Raw genomic sequence first — 17,220 nt, 5'->3', positions numbered from 1 at the left:
TTCAGGCAAAGACCAGATGTCCGCCGGCCACCTCCACCCGGATGGTGTCGCCGGGCTGAAAGCGGGCTTCCAGGATCTGCTTCGCCAGCGGGTTCTCCAGCTGCTGCTGGATCGCACGCTTCAACGGCCGCGCGCCGTAAACCGGGTCGAAACCCACGTTGCCCAGCAAGGCCAGCGCCTCGTCGCTGACGTCCAGCTTCAACTGCCGCTCCGCGAGACGTTTTTCCAGATAAGCCAGCTGGATGCGGGCGATCGCGCGGATCTGCGTCTTGTCCAGCGGACGGAACACCACCAGCTCGTCCAGCCGGTTGATGAACTCGGGCCGGAAGTGCGCCTGCACCACGCCCATCACCGAGGCCTTCATCTGGGTGTACTGCTCCTCCGCGTCACCGCCGCTCTCGGCCGCGTCCTGGATCATCTGCGAGCCGAGATTGGAGGTCATCACGATCACCGTGTTGCGGAAGTCCACGGTGCGGCCCTGGCCGTCGGTGAGGCGGCCATCGTCGAGCACCTGCAGCAGGATGTTGAACACGTCCGGGTGCGCCTTCTCCACCTCGTCAAGCAGGATCACGCTGTACGGCCGGCGGCGTACCGCCTCGGTCAGATAACCGCCTTCCTCGTAGCCGACATAGCCCGGCGGCGCGCCGACCAGCCGGCTCACCGAGTGCTTCTCCATGAATTCGCTCATGTCGATGCGCACCATCGCATCGGTGGTATCGAACATGAACTCGGCCAGCGCCTTGCACAGCTCGGTCTTGCCCACGCCGGTGGGGCCGAGGAACAGGAACGAACCGTTCGGCCGGTTCGGATCGGACAGGCCGGCGCGCGAGCGGCGGATCGCGTCGGACACGGCATGCACCGCCTCGTCCTGGCCGACCACGCGCTTGTGCAGGTCATCCTCCATGTGCAGCAGCTTCTCGCGCTCGCCCTCGAGCATCTTGCTCACCGGAATGCCGGTCCAGCGGGCGACCACTTCGGCGATCTCGTCGGCGGTGACGCGGGTCTGCACCAGCTTGAAGTCCTGTGTCTCGGCAGCCTGGGCGGCAGCCAGCTGCTTCTCCAGTTCCGGCAGCTTGCCATACTGGATCTCGCTCATCCGCGCGTAGTCTTGCGCACGCTGTGCCGACTCCAGTTCCAGCCGAGCCTGCTCGATCTGCTCCTTTACCTTGGTGGTGCCCTGCAGCGCCGCCTTTTCCGACTTCCAGATCTCGTTGAGATCGGAGAACTCGCGCTCGAGTTTCTCGATATCGGTTTCCAGGTCGGCGAGGCGCTGCTTCGATTCGCTGTCCTTTTCCTTCTTCAGCATCTCGCGCTGGATCTTCAGCTGGATCAGCCGGCGCTCCAGCCGGTCGAGCTCCTCCGGCTTGGAGTCGATCTCCATGCGGATGCGCGAGGCCGCCTCGTCCATCAGGTCGATCGCCTTGTCCGGCAGCTGTCGATCGGCGATGTAGCGGTTCGACAGGGTGGCCGCCGCGACGATCGCCGGATCGGTGATCTCGACGCCGTGGTGCACCGCATAGCGCTCCTTCAACCCGCGCAGGATCGCGATGGTGTCCTCCACCGTCGGCTCGCCCACGAACACCTTCTGGAAGCGCCGTTCCAGCGCGGCGTCCTTCTCGATGTACTTGCGATATTCGTCCAGCGTGGTGGCGCCGATGCAATGCAGTTCGCCGCGCGCCAGCGCCGGCTTCAGCATGTTCCCCGCATCCATCGCACCATCGGCCTTGCCGGCACCGACCATCGTGTGCAGTTCGTCGATGAACAGGATCACCCGACCTTCCTGCTTGGACAGGTCGCTCAACACAGCCTTCAGGCGCTCCTCGAATTCGCCACGGAATTTCGCGCCGGCGATCAGCGCGCCCATGTCCAGCGCCAGCACGCGGCGACCACGCAGCCCTTCCGGCACTTCATCCTTGATGATGCGCTGGGCCAGTCCTTCGACGATCGCCGTCTTGCCCACGCCGGGCTCGCCGATCAGGACCGGGTTGTTCTTGGTACGCCGCTGCAATACCTGGATGGTGCGGCGGATCTCCTCGTCGCGACCGATGACGGGATCGAGCTTGCCCTTTTCCGCGCGCTCGGTGAGGTCGATGCAGTATTTCTCCAGCGCCTGGCGCTGTTCCTCGGCGTTCTCGCTCTGCACCTTTTCGCCGCCGCGCAGCTTGTCGATCGCCGCTTCCAGGTTGACCCTGGTCGCACCGGCCGCCTTCAAGGCCGCGCCAAGCTCGCCCTTGTCATCCAGTGCCGCCAGCACGAACAGCTCGCTGGCGATGTACTGGTCGCCGCGCTGCTGCGCCAGCTTGTCGGTGAGGTTGAGCAAGCGGGTGAGGTCGTTGCCGACGTTGATGTTGCCTTCCTGCCCGCTCACCCTGGGCAAGCGCTCCAGGATCGCATTCACGCGCTGCTGCAGCGCCGGCACGTTGACCTGCGCCTGGGTCAGCAAGGGCCCGGTCGAGCCGCCCTGCTGACCGAGCAGCGCGGCCATCACGTGCGCCGGCTCCAGCATGTTGTTGTCGCGGCCCACGGCCAGCGACTGCGCATCGGCCAGCGCCTGCTGGAAACGCGAGGTGAGTTTGTCCATCCGCATAAATCACTCTCCGTCAGGATGAAGGGTCGGGCTTGTGCCTGAACATTCCCGCGAGATGCGGACGCGAGCTGTCGATTCAAGCCAGTAAGCCGAATCGGTGCAGCTGATTCGGATGGCGAGCCCTTCCCATGCGGTCGGTCGTGACGGCCAAATCGATGTCCGTGAAATGTGCCGGACGGGCGCTGCGTCCGGCCGGCTTCCTGCCGGATGCCGACCGAGGCAAGCCCGACTTCGATGGCGCCCCACGGCTCGCCCTGCGCGGGACGCGACAAGCCCACCGAAGCCCTGACAGCGTGCTATTTTGGCGCCGGATGAGCACACCCGGCCATCACCATGCCCCATGACCATCTGTCAGCAAGTCCACCGGTCAGGCAGGCGCTGGATGCCGCGCGGCTGGCGCTGCGCGAGGGTCGGCCGACCGATGCCGAGGAAACCATGCAGGGCGTGCTCGCCACCGAGCCGGAAAACATGGAGATCCTGCGCGTGTTGGGACATGCCGCCCTGGCGCGCGGAAACGCAGGCGCCGCCATCGAATGGCTCAATCGCGCCGCCGCTTTCGATCGAAACGATATCGCCCTGCTGCTGGATCTTGGCGTCGCTTACCGCATCGCCGAGCGCATGGACGCGGCACGCTATGTGCTCGAGCGCGCGCTTGAACTCAGTCGGGGACGCGACACCGCGGCACGCCTGCTGCTTGCGCAGGTTCTGGAACAGGATCGGCGCCCGGAACTCGCCCTGCTGCACTACTTCCGGGCGATCCTGGACGCCCAGCATGCCGGTCGCTGGCTCGACGACGAGACCACCGAGCCAGGACTTCGAGCGCTGGTTCGGCACGCCATGGCCTATGTCGCCCACGACCGGCGCGCATGGCTGGCCGCGTCACTGCAGCCATGGCGGAACGACAGCTCCCCGGGCGGCCTCGATCGTGTGGAGCGATCATTGGCGACCTACCTGCGCGAGTGCAACGACCCGCCGGACAATCCGCGTCAGCGCGCCGGCATTCTTTACGTTCCCGGCCTCGACGCGACGCCCGTACTTGAAAATGCCCACTTCGAGTGGATGAGCACCCTGTTGACCCGCGTGGCCGGTGCGATGGCGGAGATCGAGGCCTGCCTTCGCTCCGCTCACGCCGAAGATTCCGCCGCGGCGCCATTCAGCCTGATCCAGACGCCCACCGCCGCACCGGACGACGAGCGTTGCGTGTCGCTGCTTGCCGGTGGCCACGTGACGGACACCGCCCGGTTGCATGCACCGCAACTGCTCGCCTGCCTGGCCGACACCCCGCTGGCGAAGATCCCGCACTACGGTCCGGAGGCTTCGATTGTCTGCATTTCTCCCGGCGTCCGCACGCCGGTACGCCGTGGGCCAAGCAATGCGCATTGCCGGGTGGCGATCGCCCTGCCCGGCAGTGGCCGCAGCGAGATCGTGGTCGGCGGCGAGACCTTCGCGTTGCAGGAAGGAAGCGGCATGGTGTTCGACCCCAGCTTCGGCGCCGCCTGCTTCAATCCGGGTGACGGCGAGGTCCGCCTGCTCCGGTTCGACATCTGGCATCCACGACTCCGCAAGCTTGAACGCGACGCGCTGACGGCACTGATCCTGGCCATCGTCGACTTCGACACCCGACTGCAGGAGCTGGCTTGAACACCACCGACAGCAGCGCCCGAGCGGCCGACATTCCCGCCAAGCGGGATCTCGCACGCTATGTACAGTGGTTCGACAACGCACTCGATGCCAGCCTGTGCCAGCGCATGATCGACTCGTTCCAGCAGTTGTCGCGCCTGCAGACGCGAAACGAGCGGGGCTCGATCAAGGCACTCACGTCGAGCGCGTGGACCGAACTGAACGTCAGCAAGGTCGCCGATGCGTCCTTTGAAGGGCTGTTCCGCGAACAAATCCAGCGCCACCTCGATCTCTACAACGAGCGCACCGGACTGACCCTGCCGGTGCCGGCACGCGGCCGGCTGGAAAACCTGCGCATCAAACGCTACCTGGTCGAAGCGGCCGACCAGTTCCAGCCACACTTCGATGCGCTGGATTACACCTGCAACCGCTACATGGTGTTTCTGTGGTACCTCAACGACGTGAGCGAGGGCGGTGAAACCGAGTTCTGCGACCTCGACATCCGCGTCAGCGCGTGCGCCGGTCGCCTGCTGATGTTTCCGCCGTACTGGATGTTCCAGCACGCCGGGCTGCCGCCGCGCTCGAACGACAAGTACATCATCTCCACTTATTTGCTGTTCTGATCGACCGTTCGCGACGACTCGACCGTTCGGGACGACGGATCCAGCCAGATCACGCTGGCGAGGCGGCCGCTGCTCGCGCCCTCCCGACGATACGAATAGAAGCGCGTATCCACGAAGGTGTCGTGGCCGCCACCATGGATTCGCGTCACTCCTGCCGCCTGGAGCCGTCGCCTCGCCAGGGCCGGCAGGTCGCATAGCCAATGACCGGATCGCGTTGCAACGAAGCAATCGGCCGACGCCGGGTCGGTCGCCATGAAATTCCGGCGGACTTCTTCACCCACTTCGTAGGAGGCCGCCCCGATGCACGGCCCCAACCAGGCCAGCAGGCGTCCTGGCGGGGTTTCCAACTGGGTCAGGGTCGCCTCCAGCACGCCCGCCGCCAACCCGCGCCATCCGGCGTGGGCGGCGCCAATCTCACTGCCATCGTCGGCGCAGAACAGCACCGGCAGGCAGTCGGCGGTGAGAATCGCCAGCACCGTGCCCGGGATATGCGAGACCGCCGCGTCGGCCTCCGGCTCGTCGGTGCTGGGCAAAGGGCCGAGTTGGGCGACGTTGACGCCATGCACCTGGTGCAACCAGCGCGGCGCGGAAGGCAGGCCGAGCACCTGCTGCAGGGCGCCACGATTGGACTGCACCGCATCGGGGGCATCGCCGCTGCGCAAGCCGAGATTGAAGCGCTCGAACGGCGGCGCCGAAATACCCGGGCCGTGCCGGGTGGTGATCGCGGCGTGCACCTGCGGCGGAGCGGGCCAGTCGGGAAATATCCAGCTGTCGTTCATGGCAACGGGAATGGGGTGGGGAGTCGCGGAGCATCGCATACTCGATGCCTTTATTCCGCGCACCCGGTCAATGGTGATCCGGACCGTTCTCCACCAGATCCGCGCGCAAGGCCTCGATCAGCAACCGCTGGTCGTCCGGTCGCTCAACGCTGAAGCTCATGGCTTCGCCGGTGGCCGGGTGGATGAATGACAGTTTTTCGGCGTGCAGCGCCTGGCGGCGAAAGCCGCGCAGGGTTGCCGCCAGCTCCGCGGTGGCACCCTTGGGCAGCTTCAGGCCCCCGCCGTACAACGGGTCGCCGACCAGCGGATGGCCGATATGCGTCAGGTGCACGCGGATCTGGTGGGTGCGCCCGGTCTCGAGCTGGCATTGCAGCAGGCTGTGCGCGCGGAAACGCTCGCGCAGGCGGTAATGAGTTACCGCACGCTTGCCGTCCTCTTCGTCGCGCACCGCCTGGCGCAGGCGATCGCCCATGCTGCGGCCGATCGGCTCGTCCACCGTGCCGCCGGCCACCATGGTGCCCAGCACCACGGCCTCGTATTGCCGCTCCACCTCGTGCCGGGACAGCAGATCGACCAGCGCGGTATAGGTGGGCAGGGTACGCGCCACCACCATCAGGCCGGAGGTGTCCTTGTCGAGCCGGTGCACGATCCCGGCGCGGGGCAGTTCCGCCAGCTTCGGATCGTGGTGCAGCAAGCCATTGAGCAGGGTACCGGCCGGATTGCCGGCACCGGGATGCACGACCAGGCCAGCCGGCTTGTCGAGCACCAGCAGGTGTTCGTCCTCGTGCACGATGTCCAGGACGATCGCCTCGGGGTGGCTGCGCACCTCGGTTTCCAGCTCCACGTCCAGTTCCACCCGCTCGCCGCCGCGCAGCAACTGCCGCGGGGGCGCGGGGGCACCGTCCAGGGTCACCACGCCGGCCTTGATCCAGCTGCTGAGGCGGGAACGCGAGTATTCGGGGAACATCTCGGCCAAAGCCTGGTCGAAACGCCGTCCTGCCGCAGTCAGCGGAACCTCGGCCTGTTGCCGGATCGTGGTCATGTCCGTCTCCGCGGGCGGAAGCCGGTTTCGGCTATCATGCATCTTCTTTGTTCAAACATCTGAATTCATTCCTATGCGCCTATCAAGCGGCTCGCCCACGTTGTCGTTGTTCCCACTGCCTGCCGTCAAGCTGCTCGCCGCATTCGTGCTGGTCCTCTCGATCAGCGCGTGCTCGATGTTTGGCCACAAGCGCGAAAACATCGACACGATGTCGCTGGATGCGCTGTACAACACGGCGCACAGCGCGATGGAAAACGGCAACTATGCGGTGGCCAGTCGCGCCTACCAGCGCCTGATCGCGCGTTTCCCCTCCGGCGCGTACAACGAGCAGGCCCAGCTTGACCTGGCCTATTCGCAATACAAGGACAACCAGCCGGACGACGCCCTGTCGACGGTCAACCGCTTCATCAAGACGTTTCCGGCCAACAAGCATGTCGATTATGCCTATTACCTGCGCGGCCTGATCAATTTTGGCCGCACCACCGGTTTCGTCGAACGCGTCACCAAGAGTACCGGCGGCCAGTCGCGGCGCGACCAGGCTTACAACCTGCAATCGTTCGACGACTTTTCGGAACTGTCGCGACGTTTCCCCGACAGCGCGTACACTGCCGACGCACGCCAGCGCATGATCTACCTGCGCAACCTGCTGGCGCAGTACGAGATCAACGTGGCCGAGTTCTACCTGCACAACAAGGCCTATGTCGCCGCCGCGGATCGTTCCCAGTACGTGATCGAGCACTACCAGCAGGCGCCGCAGACCGGCGATGCGCTGGCCATCCTCACGCGCAGCTATCTGGCGCTCGACCAGAAGGAACTTGCCACGCAGACCCGCGACGTACTGGCGCTGAATTATCCGCATCACCCGTACCTGACCGACCCGAAGTGGCCGCGTGCGCCGTCCACGCTGCGCAAGTTGATCCCGTTCTCCGGGCATCACTGATCCGGCCGCTGCGCGAGCGGGAATGGGGTCGGCATTCCCCGTTCCCTCTTCAATGCCATCCTGATGTGATGGGATAGCGCCGTTCGCGCCCGAACGCACGGGTGGTCACGCGCGGACCGGGAGCCGACTGTCGGCGCTTGAATTCGTTCAGCAGCACCAGGCGCACCACCAGGCGGACGGTATCGGCAGCGAAACCCTGCGCCACGATCTCCGCCTGCGCCTGCTCGGACTCGATGAAGCGGCCCAGGATGGCATCCAGTTCGTCGTAAGGCGGCAGTGAATCCTGATCGGTCTGGTTGTCGCGCAGTTCGGCCGACGGCGGGCGTTCGATGACTTCTTCCGGGATTGGGGATTGGGGATTGGGGATTCGGGAAAAGCCGGCATCTAGCGGAAGCGCGCCTTTACGAATCCCGAATCCCCAATCCCCAATCCCGGCTCTATTGCGCCAGCGCGCCAAGCGGTACACCACGGTCTTGTAGACATCCTTCAGTGGCGCATAGGCACCGCACATGTCGCCGTAAAGCGTGCAATAACCGACCGCCATCTCGCTCTTGTTGCCGGTGGCCAGCAGCAGTTTGCGGTGCTTGTTGGACAGCGCCATCAGCATCACGCCGCGGGTGCGCGACTGCAGGTTCTCCTCGGTGGTATCGCTGCCCTTGCCGGCGAAGGCCGGGGCCAGCGCGATGATGAACGCGTCGACGGTCGGCTCGATGTCGATGACGTGGTATTCCACTCCAAGCCTTTCGGCCTGCGCGCGTGCACCGTCCAGCGACAAGGACGAGGTGTAACGCGTGGGCATCATCACCGCGGTGACCCGATCCGCACCAAGCGCATCGACGGCCAGCGCCAGGGTCAGCGCCGAATCGATGCCGCCGGACAGGCCAAGCAGCACCCCGGGGAAACCGTTCTTGTCGATGTAGTCGCGGATGCCACGCACCAGCGCGGCGTACAGCGTCGCCTCGATCGAACTGTCGGCTGCCACCGGCCAGTCTTCGGCGGACAGGGTGCGCGTGGCCGGATCGAACTCGGCCCACAGCAGGGCATCGACGAAGGCCGGTGCGCGCGCGGCGATCGAGCCGTTGCCATTCACCAGCAGCGCGCTGCCGTCGTAGACCACCTCATCCTGGCCACCCACCAGATTCAGATAGACGATGGCGCAGCCGCTTTCCTGCGCCCGTGCCTGCAGCACGGCTTCACGTTCGGCCTGCTTGCACTCGTCCCACGGCGAAGCGTTGATCACCATGATCAGCTCCGCGCCGCTGGCCGCAGCCTGGGCCACCGGCTCCGGCTGCCAGACGTCTTCGCAGATCAAGATGCCAAGGCGCACGCCATCGATCACCGTGGTGACGGTTGCATGGCCCGGACGGAAATAGCGCTTGTCGTCGAACACCCCGTAGTTCGGCAACGCCTGCTTGTGCGCCGTGCACTCCACCTTGCCATCGCGCAGCAGGCTGGCCGCGTTGAACACCTCGCCCTCGCTGTGCGGGTGGCCGACCACGGCGGCGATGCCGTGGGTGCGCTCGGCCAGGGCCTTCAACTCGTCATCGCAGGCGGCGAGGAAGCTCGGTCGCAGCAACAGGTCTTCCGGCGGATACCCGCTCAAGGTCAGCTCGGGAAACGCCACCAGTCCCGCGCCACCGGATCGCGCCTGCGCGATCAGCCCGCCCACCTTCGCGGCATTCGCCGCCACCGCGCCGACCGCAAAATCGTATTGGGCCAGCGCCAAACGCAGCTTTGCCATGAACTCGAGCTCCAGAGACGACGAAGGCCGCGACGCGTCGCGGCCTTCGCATTTTACGGTACGGCGATGCCGACTTACTTCATCAGCTTCGCAAGCGCCTTGCCCAGGTCGGCCGGCGACTTCACCGTGGTGACGCCCGCCTTCTCCAGCGCGGCGAACTTGGCGGCTGCCGTGCCCTTGCCGCCGGAGATGATCGCGCCGGCATGGCCCATGCGCTTGCCGGCCGGGGCCGAGGCGCCGGCGATGAACGACACCACCGGCTTGGTCACGTACTCGCCGATGAACTCGGCCGCGTCTTCCTCGGCGCTGCCGCCGATCTCGCCAACCATGATGATGCCTTCGGTCTGCGCATCGTCCTGGAACAGCTTCAGGCAGTCGATGAAGTTCAGGCCGTTGATCGGGTCGCCACCGATGCCGATCACCGTGCTCTGGCCGAGGCCTTCGTTGGTGGTCTGGAACACCGCTTCATAGGTCAGCGTGCCGGAGCGCGAAACCACGCCGACCCGGCCCTTCTGGTGGATGTGACCGGGCATGATGCCGATCTTGCATTCACCGGGGGTGATGATGCCGGGGCAGTTCGGCCCGATCAGCACGATCTCCGGGTGCTGCTGCAGCACGTTCTTGACGCGCAGCATGTCGAGCACCGGGATGCCTTCGGTGATCGCCACGATGACCTTGATGCCGGCGTCGATCGCTTCCAGGATCGAGTCGGCCGCGAACGGCGGCGGCACGAAGATGACGGACGCATCGGCACCGGTTTCGAGCACGGCTTCATCGACCGAGTTGAAGACCGGCAGGCCGATGTGTTCGGAGCCGCCCTTGCCCGGGGTCACGCCGCCGACGACCCTGGTGCCGTAGTCGAGGCACTGCTGTGCATGGAAGGTGCCCTGCTGGCCGGTGAAGCCCTGCACGATCACCTTGGTGTTCTTGTTGACGAGTACGCTCATGTTTCGATTGCTCCTCAGGCCTTGGCCGCAGCCACGGCTTTCTGCGCCGCGTCGTTGAGATCGTCGGCCGGCGTGATCGCCAGGCCGGAGTTGGCCAGCAGTTCGCGACCCTGATCGACATTGGTGCCCTGCAGGCGCACCACCACGGGGATCTTCAGGCCCACTTCCTTGACTGCGGCGATGATGCCCTCGGCGATCATGTCGCAGCGCACGATGCCGCCGAAGATGTTGACCAGGATGCAATTCACCTTGTCCGAGGAGGTGATCAGCTTGAACGCCTCGGTCACGCGCTCCTTGGTGGCGCCGCCGCCGACGTCGAGGAAGTTGGCCGGCTCGCCGCCCGCCAGCTTGATCACGTCCATCGTGGCCATCGCCAGGCCGGCGCCATTGACCATGCAGCCGATGTTGCCGTCCATCGTCACGTAGTTGAGATTGCTCTGCTGCGCCGCGGCTTCGGCTGCGTCTTCCTGGGTCAGGTCGCGCATGGCGGCCAGGTTCGGATGACGGTATTCGGCGTTGTCGTCGGAGTTGACCTTGCCGTCGAGCGCGGCGAGGTTGCCGTCTTCCAGCACGGCCAGCGGGTTCAGCTCGACCAGGGCCAGGTCCTGCTCGTTGAACAGCTTGTACAGGCCCAGCATGATTTTCGTCAGCTGGTTGACCTGCTTGCCGTTGAGATCCATCGCGAAACCGAGCTGGCGGCACTGGTACGGCTGCAGCCCTTCGACGAAATCGATCACGATGGTGTGGATGTCTTCGGGCGTGTCCTTGGCGACCTGCTCGATGTCCACGCCGCCATGCTTGGAGGCGATGAACGAAACGGCCTTGGAGTCGCGATCGACCAGGATCGACAGGTACAGCTCGCGGGCAATGTCGGTGGCGTCGGTGACCAGCACCAGGTTCACCGGCAGCGCGCGGCCGGCCGACTGGTAGGTTTCCATGTTGGTGCCGAGCATGCCCTTGGCGGCGGCGCGCACATCGTCAAAGCTGCGGCAGAACTTGACGCCACCGGACTTGCCGCGGCCACCGGCGTGGATCTGCGCCTTGACCATCCATTGCGTGCCACCCAATGCCTTGGCGGCATCGACGGCGGCGTCGGGGGAGTTGGCAACCTTGCCCGGCGGCACGGCAATACCGTACTGCGCAAACAGTTCTTTGGCCTGGTATTCGTGGAAATTCATTCGATACCTCGAGCGAACGGAGAAACGATGGCGGCCGCACGCGCGAAATGGAGCGTGGGTCAGGAGAGTCGGACGGTGGAATGACACGCTGCCGGGACGGGACGCAGCGGCCAGACACGGGCTGAACCGCACCATACGGCCGCCTATTTTCGCGGAAGCGGGCCACAATGGAAAGGGCAACCGCCCAGACAGGCCACGCAGGCCGGTTTCATGCGGCCCGGCAGGCAACCGCGGCGCCAGTGGCGCGCCGGTCGGCCCGTCATATACTCGTCCGCAACCGCCTTGGAATCATCAGCCACGTGTCCAGTCCAGCATTGCTCACAGACCCGCGCGCAGGTACGGCAACGATCCGCCACGAGCTCTCGTTCCTCAATGTGTTCCGGCTGGTGCAGTCCCTGGTGTACATCGGCCTGGCCTTCAGCCCCGCCGGCATGGGCTGGCCGCAACTGACCTCGCCGGTCTTCGCGCGCACGCTGTCCACGGTTTACCTGATATTCGCGCTGGTGGCGCTGCTGCTGAACCGGCGCAGCATGTCCTATGTCCGCACCGCGGTGGCGGTGACCCTGGTGATCGACATTGCCGCGGCGATGATGGCCATCGCGGCAATGCACGATGCACGCATCGGGATCGCGATGATGCTGGCGGTGAACCTCTGCGCCGGCGCGCTGATCCTGCCGTTGCGCCTGTCCGGGTTCTTCGCCGCGCTGGCCACGCTGGGCATGCTCGGGATTTCCGTGTTCGGCTGGTCCCTCGCCGCCCATGCCAGCGATCGCGACCTGCTGGAAGGTGCCCTGTTCGGCCTGGCCTACTTCGCCACGACCGCCCTGTGCAGCGTGCTCGGCCAGCAATTGCGCGCCACCGAGGCGCTGGCCGAACAGCGCAGTACCGACCTGGCCAACCTGTCGCAGATCAACGAGTTGATCATCCGCCGCATGAAAACCGGCGTGCTGCTGGTCGACGACGCCAACCGCATCCACCAGATCAACGAGTCCGCCTGGATGCTGCTGGGCAACCCCGGCGCCGACCAGCGCGACCTCGGCCAGCTGGCGCCGGAGCTGTCGCGCCGCCTGTACCACTGGATGACCTCCGGCAAGCTGGACGAAACCGCCACCCAGCTCGCCGACGGCGTGCCCGAGGTGGTGCCGCGCTTCACCCGGCTGGCGCCGAACGACGACTCGCACGTGCTGATCTTCCTGGACGACACCTCGCTGCTGTCGCGGCGCGCGGAGGAACTCACCCTGAGTTCGCTCGGCCGCCTGTCGGCCTCGATCGCGCACGAGATCCGCAACCCGCTGGCGGCGATCCGCTATTCCGCCCAGTTGCTGGCCGAATCCCGCACGATGGACAGCACCGACCAGCGCATGGTCGAGATCATCAACAACCACTGCATCCGGCTGAACGAGATCATCGAGAACATCCTGCAGCTGTCACGGCGCGAGCGCTCGCGCCCCGAGACACTGGACCTGGGCCACTGGGCACAGGACTTCGTCGAGGAATACAGCCAGGGCAACGACCTCGGCGTCGACTCGCTGCGCTCGATCGCCACCAGCAGCGTGCCGGTGGTGGCGCTGGCCGATCCGCAACAACTGCAGCAAGTCGTCTGGAACCTGGTGCAGAACGCCCTGCGCTACGGTCGTCTGCCGGGCGAACCGGCCCGCGTCATGGTGGTCGCCCGCCAGGGCGAGCATGGCGTACCCATCCTCGAGGTGATCGACCGCGGCCCGGGCATCGCGCCCAAGGTGGCGGCGCAGATCTTCGAGCCGTTCTACACCACTCACGAGTACGGCACCGGCCTCGGCCTGTACCTGGCACGGCAGATGAGCGAAGCCAACCAGGCCGCGCTGGAGTACGTGCGCGTGGCCGGCGGCGGCAGTTGCTTCCGGCTGACCTTGACGCCAGCGCAGATGAACAAGGCCACCAGCGACGACGACGACGAGAGCTGAAGACCCGGGTGCGCCGTTATCGCTGCCGAACCGGCAGGACGGCGGCCGATTCCCGTCACCAACGATGCAGAGTATCGTGCCTGCGGTGCCGGAACAGGTCACCCGATGAGTCGTCTTGCGTGGATATTCCCCTTGCTCGGCCTGCTCTCTCTGCCGTTGTTGGCAGAGGTTGTTCAGCACGCACCCATACAGGTCGGCAACGCGGACAACCGGATCGCCCTGCAAGCCGGCGCGTCGGCGCCACGCTTGTTGTGGCTCGTGCATGATGGCGATTCCGCATGGCAAGGCGTGGTGGCTGACACCCTGATCGGGCACGCCAGGATCGGCGATGCGGACATTCCCCTGCACTGGCGATTCGATCGCGACGCCAGTCGAAGCCGCGGGGACTCCGCGAGCCTGGTGTACGAGGATCGGGCGGCCGGGTTGCGGCTGTATTGGGAATGGCGCGCGCCCGCACGGCATGGCCCCCTCGAGCATGTCATCCGGATCGAAAATCTCGGTGGAAAGGAAATCTGGATTCCGTTGCAGGACAGTTTCCGCTACGCCTGGAAAATCCCGGCGACCCAGCCGCTGCAGCAGCTGTGGATCGACAAGGGTGCCGGCGAACCGCCGCCGGTCGGGACGCATCTGGTATCGATCGCCGATGGCCATGACTGGCACGCCACATCGAGCACGTTTGCACACCCGCGCCCCGGCGAGGCACGCGAGATCATCCCGTGGCTGCTGGTGCGCGGCGCGGATCCGAAGACGGGCGGCTGGTACGTTGGGGTCGAGTTCAGCGGTCGCGTCGCGATGACGCTGAAACGGCGCGGCGCGACGCTCGAAGGCTCGGTCGGACTCAACCCCGAACCCGGCCCGTTCAGCACCCGACTGCTGCCGGGTGAAACCTTCGCCACCCCGACCGTCTTCGTCGGCGCCGACGACGGCGACATCGACGATACCGGCAACATGCTGCATCGCTGGGTTCGCCAGGTACTGAACGACCCGGGCACGCTGCGCAATCCCGACTATCCGCTGGTGACGGTCAACAGCTGGGGCAGCGCGATGGCGATCAGCGAGGCGCAGGCGCGACGCATGATCGACGATGCGCAGCGCCTGGGTTTCGAGATGTTCCATCTGGACGCGGGCTGGTTCCGCGCGGTCGGCGACTGGCATCCGGACCCGAAGAAATTCCCACATGGCCTTGCAGCGCTGTCGGATTACGCACACCGGCACGGCCTGAAGTTCGGACTCTGGGCCGACTGGGCCCAGGCCGGTACCAGCCCCGGAAAAGGTGCGCTCAACGTCGCCGATCCGAAAGTGCGCGACTGGCTGACCACGGATCCGCCGCCGGGCTGGAAGCCGGCCGGATTCAAGGGCATCACGATCGACCTGGGCGTACCCGCTGCGCAAGCCTGGGCAACCGGCGAGACCAACCGCATCGTGCACGACTACCATGTCGACATGCTCGAGCACGACGGCTATGTGGTGGCCCAGGGCTGCGATCGCAGCGATCACCCGCACGCCGCGATCGATCCGGCCAGGACGCACCGTTACAGCGACGACGACTTCCTGTGGGTCGACAGCTCCAACTCGACCGATGTCAGCCTGCATGCCACGCGCGCCTACTACGCGATCCAGGATGCACTGAAACGCCATCATCCCGGCCTGCTGCTGGAGATCTGCAACGACGGTGGACGCATGGTCGATTTCGGCAGCGCGGCCCACGGCGACTACTTCTCCATCGTGGATTCCTACGACCCGCTATCCAACCGGCAGGCCTTCTACGACGCCAGCCACGTACTGCCGCCCGCCATGCTCGAAACCTACGTCAAGGCGTGGCCGACGCCGCGGATCGAGAATTTCCGCTACATGCTGCGCAGCGGGATGATGGGCTGGTTCACGCTGATGATCGACACCAACAGCTGGACGCCCCGGCAGCATGCCGTCGCAGCGCGGGAAATCGCGTTCTACAAGTCGACGTTGCGCCCGTTGATCCGTGCCGCGGATCTGTACCACGTGGGCCCGCGGCCGGACGGCAAGGGCTGGGACGGAACCGAATACTTCGATGCCGGGCGCGACCAGGGGGTGCTGTATGCCTTCCATGGCAGCGCGGCGACACCAGGCGCGTTCCGATTCAAGCTGCGCGGGCTGCGCAGCGGACATCGGTATCGCCTGCATTTCAGGGACCACTCGTCACCCGACAGCGTGCTGGACGGGGGCGACCTGATGCGGTCCGGCTTGTCCGTGTCGCTGCCGACGACGAATTCTTCCGAGCTGGTGGCGATCGAGGGCCTGCCATGACGAGAAGACATGGCTGGCCGCTGGCACTTGCCCTGCTCTGCGCGTGCACCTCACCTGCGGCATGGCCAGCCGCCACCACGCCCCTTGCCGTCAGTGCAGGCAAGCCGGCAATCGACGCATACTCCGACGGCAAACTGGTGGTTCAACCCGCCGTGATCATCGCCGCCGCCAAGGCCTTCCGGGATCCGGATCCCGCCCTGCAGGCGATGGTGCGTTCGGCCCTGCTCAATACCGGCACCCAGATCGTGGCAGCAGCCGACGGCACCGCCTACGTCAGGACCGGCGACATTCCCGCCGAATGGTTGCGCGACTCCAGTGTGCAGGTCGAGGCGACCTATCTCGACTATGCCTACGATCCGCAAATCCGCGCCCTGATCAAGGCGGTGATCCAGCGCCAGGCGAAGTACCTGATCGTCGATCCCTATGCGAACGCATTCAGGCAGGACTATACGGTGTGGGAGCGCAAGTTCGAGCTCGACTCGTTGTGCTACCCGATCCTGCTCGCCTGGAAATACTACAAGGTGACCGGCGATGCGTCGGTGTTCACGCCCGAGGTCAGAAAGGCCTTCCTGCGCGTGCTCGACGTCATGCGGATCGAACAGCACCATCGGCGCCGGAGCTCCTATCGCTTCAAGTCCGACACCCAGCAGGCAGGCGTCAATCCGGTGGCGTGGACCGGCATGATCTGGACCGGCTTTCGCCCATCCGATGACCCCTGTGTCTACAACTATCTGATCCCCGCCGAGATGATGGCGGTGCAGGCCTTGACGGCACTGAAGGAGATTGCCGCGGTCTATCACGACCCGAAGATGGCGGCTCGCGCCGAAACGCTGCGCCAGCAGGTGCATGCCGGCATCCAGAAATACGGCATCGCCAAAGGGCCCGACGGGAAGCCGATCTACGCCTACGAAGTCGACGGACTGGGCCACGCCAACCTGATGGACGATGCGAACCTCCCCGATCTGCTGGCGGCGCCGTATTTCGGGTATGTCCGCATCGACGATCCGATCTACCAGAACACGCGGCGCTTCGTGCTTTCCGCGGCCAACCCATTCTACTACGCCGGTCCGCTGGCAGCGGGGCTGGGCAGCCCGCACACGCCACCGGGCATGGTCTGGCCGCTCGGCCTGCTGGCCGAAGGCTTCACCACCGACAACCCGGCCGAACGGCAACGCGTGCTGAAAATGCTGCTGGCCAGCGATCCCGGCGACCATCGCCTGCACGAGTCGTTCGATCCGCACGACGCCCGGAAATTCACGCGCGAAGACTTCGGCTGGCCGAATGCCTTCTTCACCGAATACATCGCAAGGCTGCGCGGCGCGCCTGCGCATCCCGTGCCGAGTCTGGCGGGCCTGCGATTCGCCAGGCGCGCGGCACACTGATGCAGGTGCTGCAGCCTCCCGATTTGCGGACAGACTCGCAGGTCGCAGCGTCTTTCGGCCAATCGCCGCAACTCATGGGATCATCGATGAGTCGCCAGGCAAATTGCCGCGGCACGGAAACTTGCATGCGCCGCTGACGCGCGCGCACTATTCCG

The 17,220-nt window shown here is 65.7% G+C and carries 12 protein-coding genes; 6 read left to right on the top strand and 6 right to left on the bottom strand.

Annotated elements, in window-relative coordinates; all coding sequences use genetic code 11:
• Position 1: 1 nt before the first annotated feature.
• A complete protein-coding gene (gene clpB, locus B0E47_RS03305) occupies positions 2-2,587 on the bottom strand; it encodes an ATP-dependent chaperone ClpB (protein WP_077512507.1) in 2,586 nt (861 codons plus the stop codon).
• Between the two features lie 333 nt (positions 2,588-2,920).
• On the opposite strand from clpB, the gene B0E47_RS03300 reads away from it, so the two are divergent.
• Both B0E47_RS03300 and B0E47_RS03295 read left to right on the top strand, forming a co-directional pair.
• Positions 2,921-4,228 carry a tetratricopeptide repeat protein gene (locus B0E47_RS03300; protein WP_077512505.1) on the top strand — a complete coding sequence of 436 codons (1,308 nt, stop codon included), beginning with the start codon at positions 2,921-2,923 and terminating at the stop codon, positions 4,226-4,228.
• On the top strand, positions 4,225-4,830 hold the full coding sequence (locus B0E47_RS03295) for a 2OG-Fe(II) oxygenase (protein ID WP_254422784.1): 606 nt from the start codon (positions 4,225-4,227) through the stop codon (positions 4,828-4,830). Before B0E47_RS03300 ends, B0E47_RS03295 begins: the two co-directional genes overlap by 4 nt.
• Here the strand turns inward: B0E47_RS03295 and pgeF are convergent.
• Positions 4,815-5,609 (bottom strand): peptidoglycan editing factor PgeF, encoded by a 795-nt coding sequence (pgeF, locus tag B0E47_RS03290; RefSeq protein ID WP_077512503.1) that lies wholly within the window; start codon positions 5,607-5,609, stop codon positions 4,815-4,817. The two genes, B0E47_RS03295 and pgeF, sit on opposite strands and share 16 nt — an antisense overlap.
• Before the next feature lie 67 nt (positions 5,610-5,676).
• On the bottom strand, positions 5,677-6,651 hold the full coding sequence (rluD, locus tag B0E47_RS03285; RefSeq protein ID WP_077512500.1) for a 23S rRNA pseudouridine(1911/1915/1917) synthase RluD: 975 nt from the start codon (positions 6,649-6,651) through the stop codon (positions 5,677-5,679).
• 73 nt (positions 6,652-6,724) lie between these two features.
• On the opposite strand from rluD, the gene B0E47_RS03280 reads away from it, so the two are divergent.
• Entirely contained in the window at positions 6,725-7,591 is an 867-nt protein-coding gene (locus B0E47_RS03280) for an outer membrane protein assembly factor BamD (RefSeq protein WP_077512498.1), read from the top strand.
• A gap of 49 nt (positions 7,592-7,640) precedes the next feature.
• Here B0E47_RS03280 and B0E47_RS03275 read toward each other — a convergent pair whose 3' ends face one another.
• The 3 genes from B0E47_RS03275 to sucC all read right to left on the bottom strand — a co-directional run bounded on the left by B0E47_RS03275 (position 7,641) and on the right by sucC (position 11,592).
• Positions 7,641-9,332, bottom strand: a complete 1,692-nt coding sequence (locus tag B0E47_RS03275) for an NAD+ synthase (RefSeq protein WP_077512496.1) — start codon at positions 9,330-9,332, stop codon at positions 7,641-7,643.
• A 74-nt stretch (positions 9,333-9,406) separates the two neighbouring features.
• Positions 9,407-10,279: a succinate--CoA ligase subunit alpha gene (gene sucD / locus B0E47_RS03270; protein ID WP_077512494.1), complete on the bottom strand. Its 873-nt coding sequence runs from the start codon at positions 10,277-10,279 to the stop codon at positions 9,407-9,409.
• Between the two features lie 14 nt (positions 10,280-10,293).
• Entirely contained in the window at positions 10,294-11,592 is a 1,299-nt protein-coding gene (gene sucC, locus B0E47_RS03265) for an ADP-forming succinate--CoA ligase subunit beta (RefSeq protein ID WP_256363529.1), read from the bottom strand.
• Positions 11,593-11,756: 164 nt separating this feature from the next.
• On the opposite strand from sucC, the gene B0E47_RS03260 reads away from it, so the two are divergent.
• The 3 genes from B0E47_RS03260 (at position 11,757) to B0E47_RS03250 (ending at position 17,065) form a co-directional block, all read left to right on the top strand.
• Complete coding sequence (locus B0E47_RS03260; RefSeq protein ID WP_077512490.1) at positions 11,757-13,400, top strand: HAMP domain-containing sensor histidine kinase; 1,644 nt, start codon at positions 11,757-11,759, stop codon at positions 13,398-13,400.
• Between the two features lie 105 nt (positions 13,401-13,505).
• Entirely contained in the window at positions 13,506-15,683 is a 2,178-nt protein-coding gene (locus tag B0E47_RS03255) for a glycoside hydrolase family 36 protein (RefSeq protein WP_077512488.1), read from the top strand.
• Complete coding sequence (locus B0E47_RS03250; RefSeq protein ID WP_077512486.1) at positions 15,680-17,065, top strand: glycoside hydrolase family 125 protein; 1,386 nt, start codon at positions 15,680-15,682, stop codon at positions 17,063-17,065. Before B0E47_RS03255 ends, B0E47_RS03250 begins: the two co-directional genes overlap by 4 nt.
• Positions 17,066-17,220: the final 155 nt, after the last annotated feature.

Origin of the sequence: Rhodanobacter sp. B05 (assembly GCF_002001085.1) — a bacterium.
Lineage (GTDB): Bacteria > Pseudomonadota > Gammaproteobacteria > Xanthomonadales > Rhodanobacteraceae > Rhodanobacter.
The sequence above is the reverse complement of the archived record's forward strand: the minus strand, read 5'-3'. Positions and strand labels throughout refer to the sequence as shown.

Excerpts from the sequence above, each read along its gene's own strand:
- clpB (WP_077512507.1), bottom strand. The coding sequence starts at position 2,587 with ATGCGGATGGACAAACTCACCTCGCGTTTCCAGCAGGCGCTGGCCGAT.
- B0E47_RS03300 (WP_077512505.1), top strand. The coding sequence starts at position 2,921 with ATGCCCCATGACCATCTGTCAGCAAGTCCACCGGTCAGGCAGGCGCTG.
- pgeF (WP_077512503.1), bottom strand. The coding sequence starts at position 5,609 with ATGAACGACAGCTGGATATTTCCCGACTGGCCCGCTCCGCCGCAGGTG.
- rluD (WP_077512500.1), bottom strand. The coding sequence starts at position 6,651 with ATGACCACGATCCGGCAACAGGCCGAGGTTCCGCTGACTGCGGCAGGA.
- B0E47_RS03280 (WP_077512498.1), top strand. The coding sequence starts at position 6,725 with ATGCGCCTATCAAGCGGCTCGCCCACGTTGTCGTTGTTCCCACTGCCT.
- B0E47_RS03275 (WP_077512496.1), bottom strand. The coding sequence starts at position 9,332 with ATGGCAAAGCTGCGTTTGGCGCTGGCCCAATACGATTTTGCGGTCGGC.
- sucD (WP_077512494.1), bottom strand. The coding sequence starts at position 10,279 with ATGAGCGTACTCGTCAACAAGAACACCAAGGTGATCGTGCAGGGCTTC.
- sucC (WP_256363529.1), bottom strand. The coding sequence starts at position 11,592 with ATGGTGCGGTTCAGCCCGTGTCTGGCCGCTGCGTCCCGTCCCGGCAGC.
- B0E47_RS03255 (WP_077512488.1), top strand. The coding sequence starts at position 13,506 with ATGAGTCGTCTTGCGTGGATATTCCCCTTGCTCGGCCTGCTCTCTCTG.
- B0E47_RS03250 (WP_077512486.1), top strand. The coding sequence starts at position 15,680 with ATGACGAGAAGACATGGCTGGCCGCTGGCACTTGCCCTGCTCTGCGCG.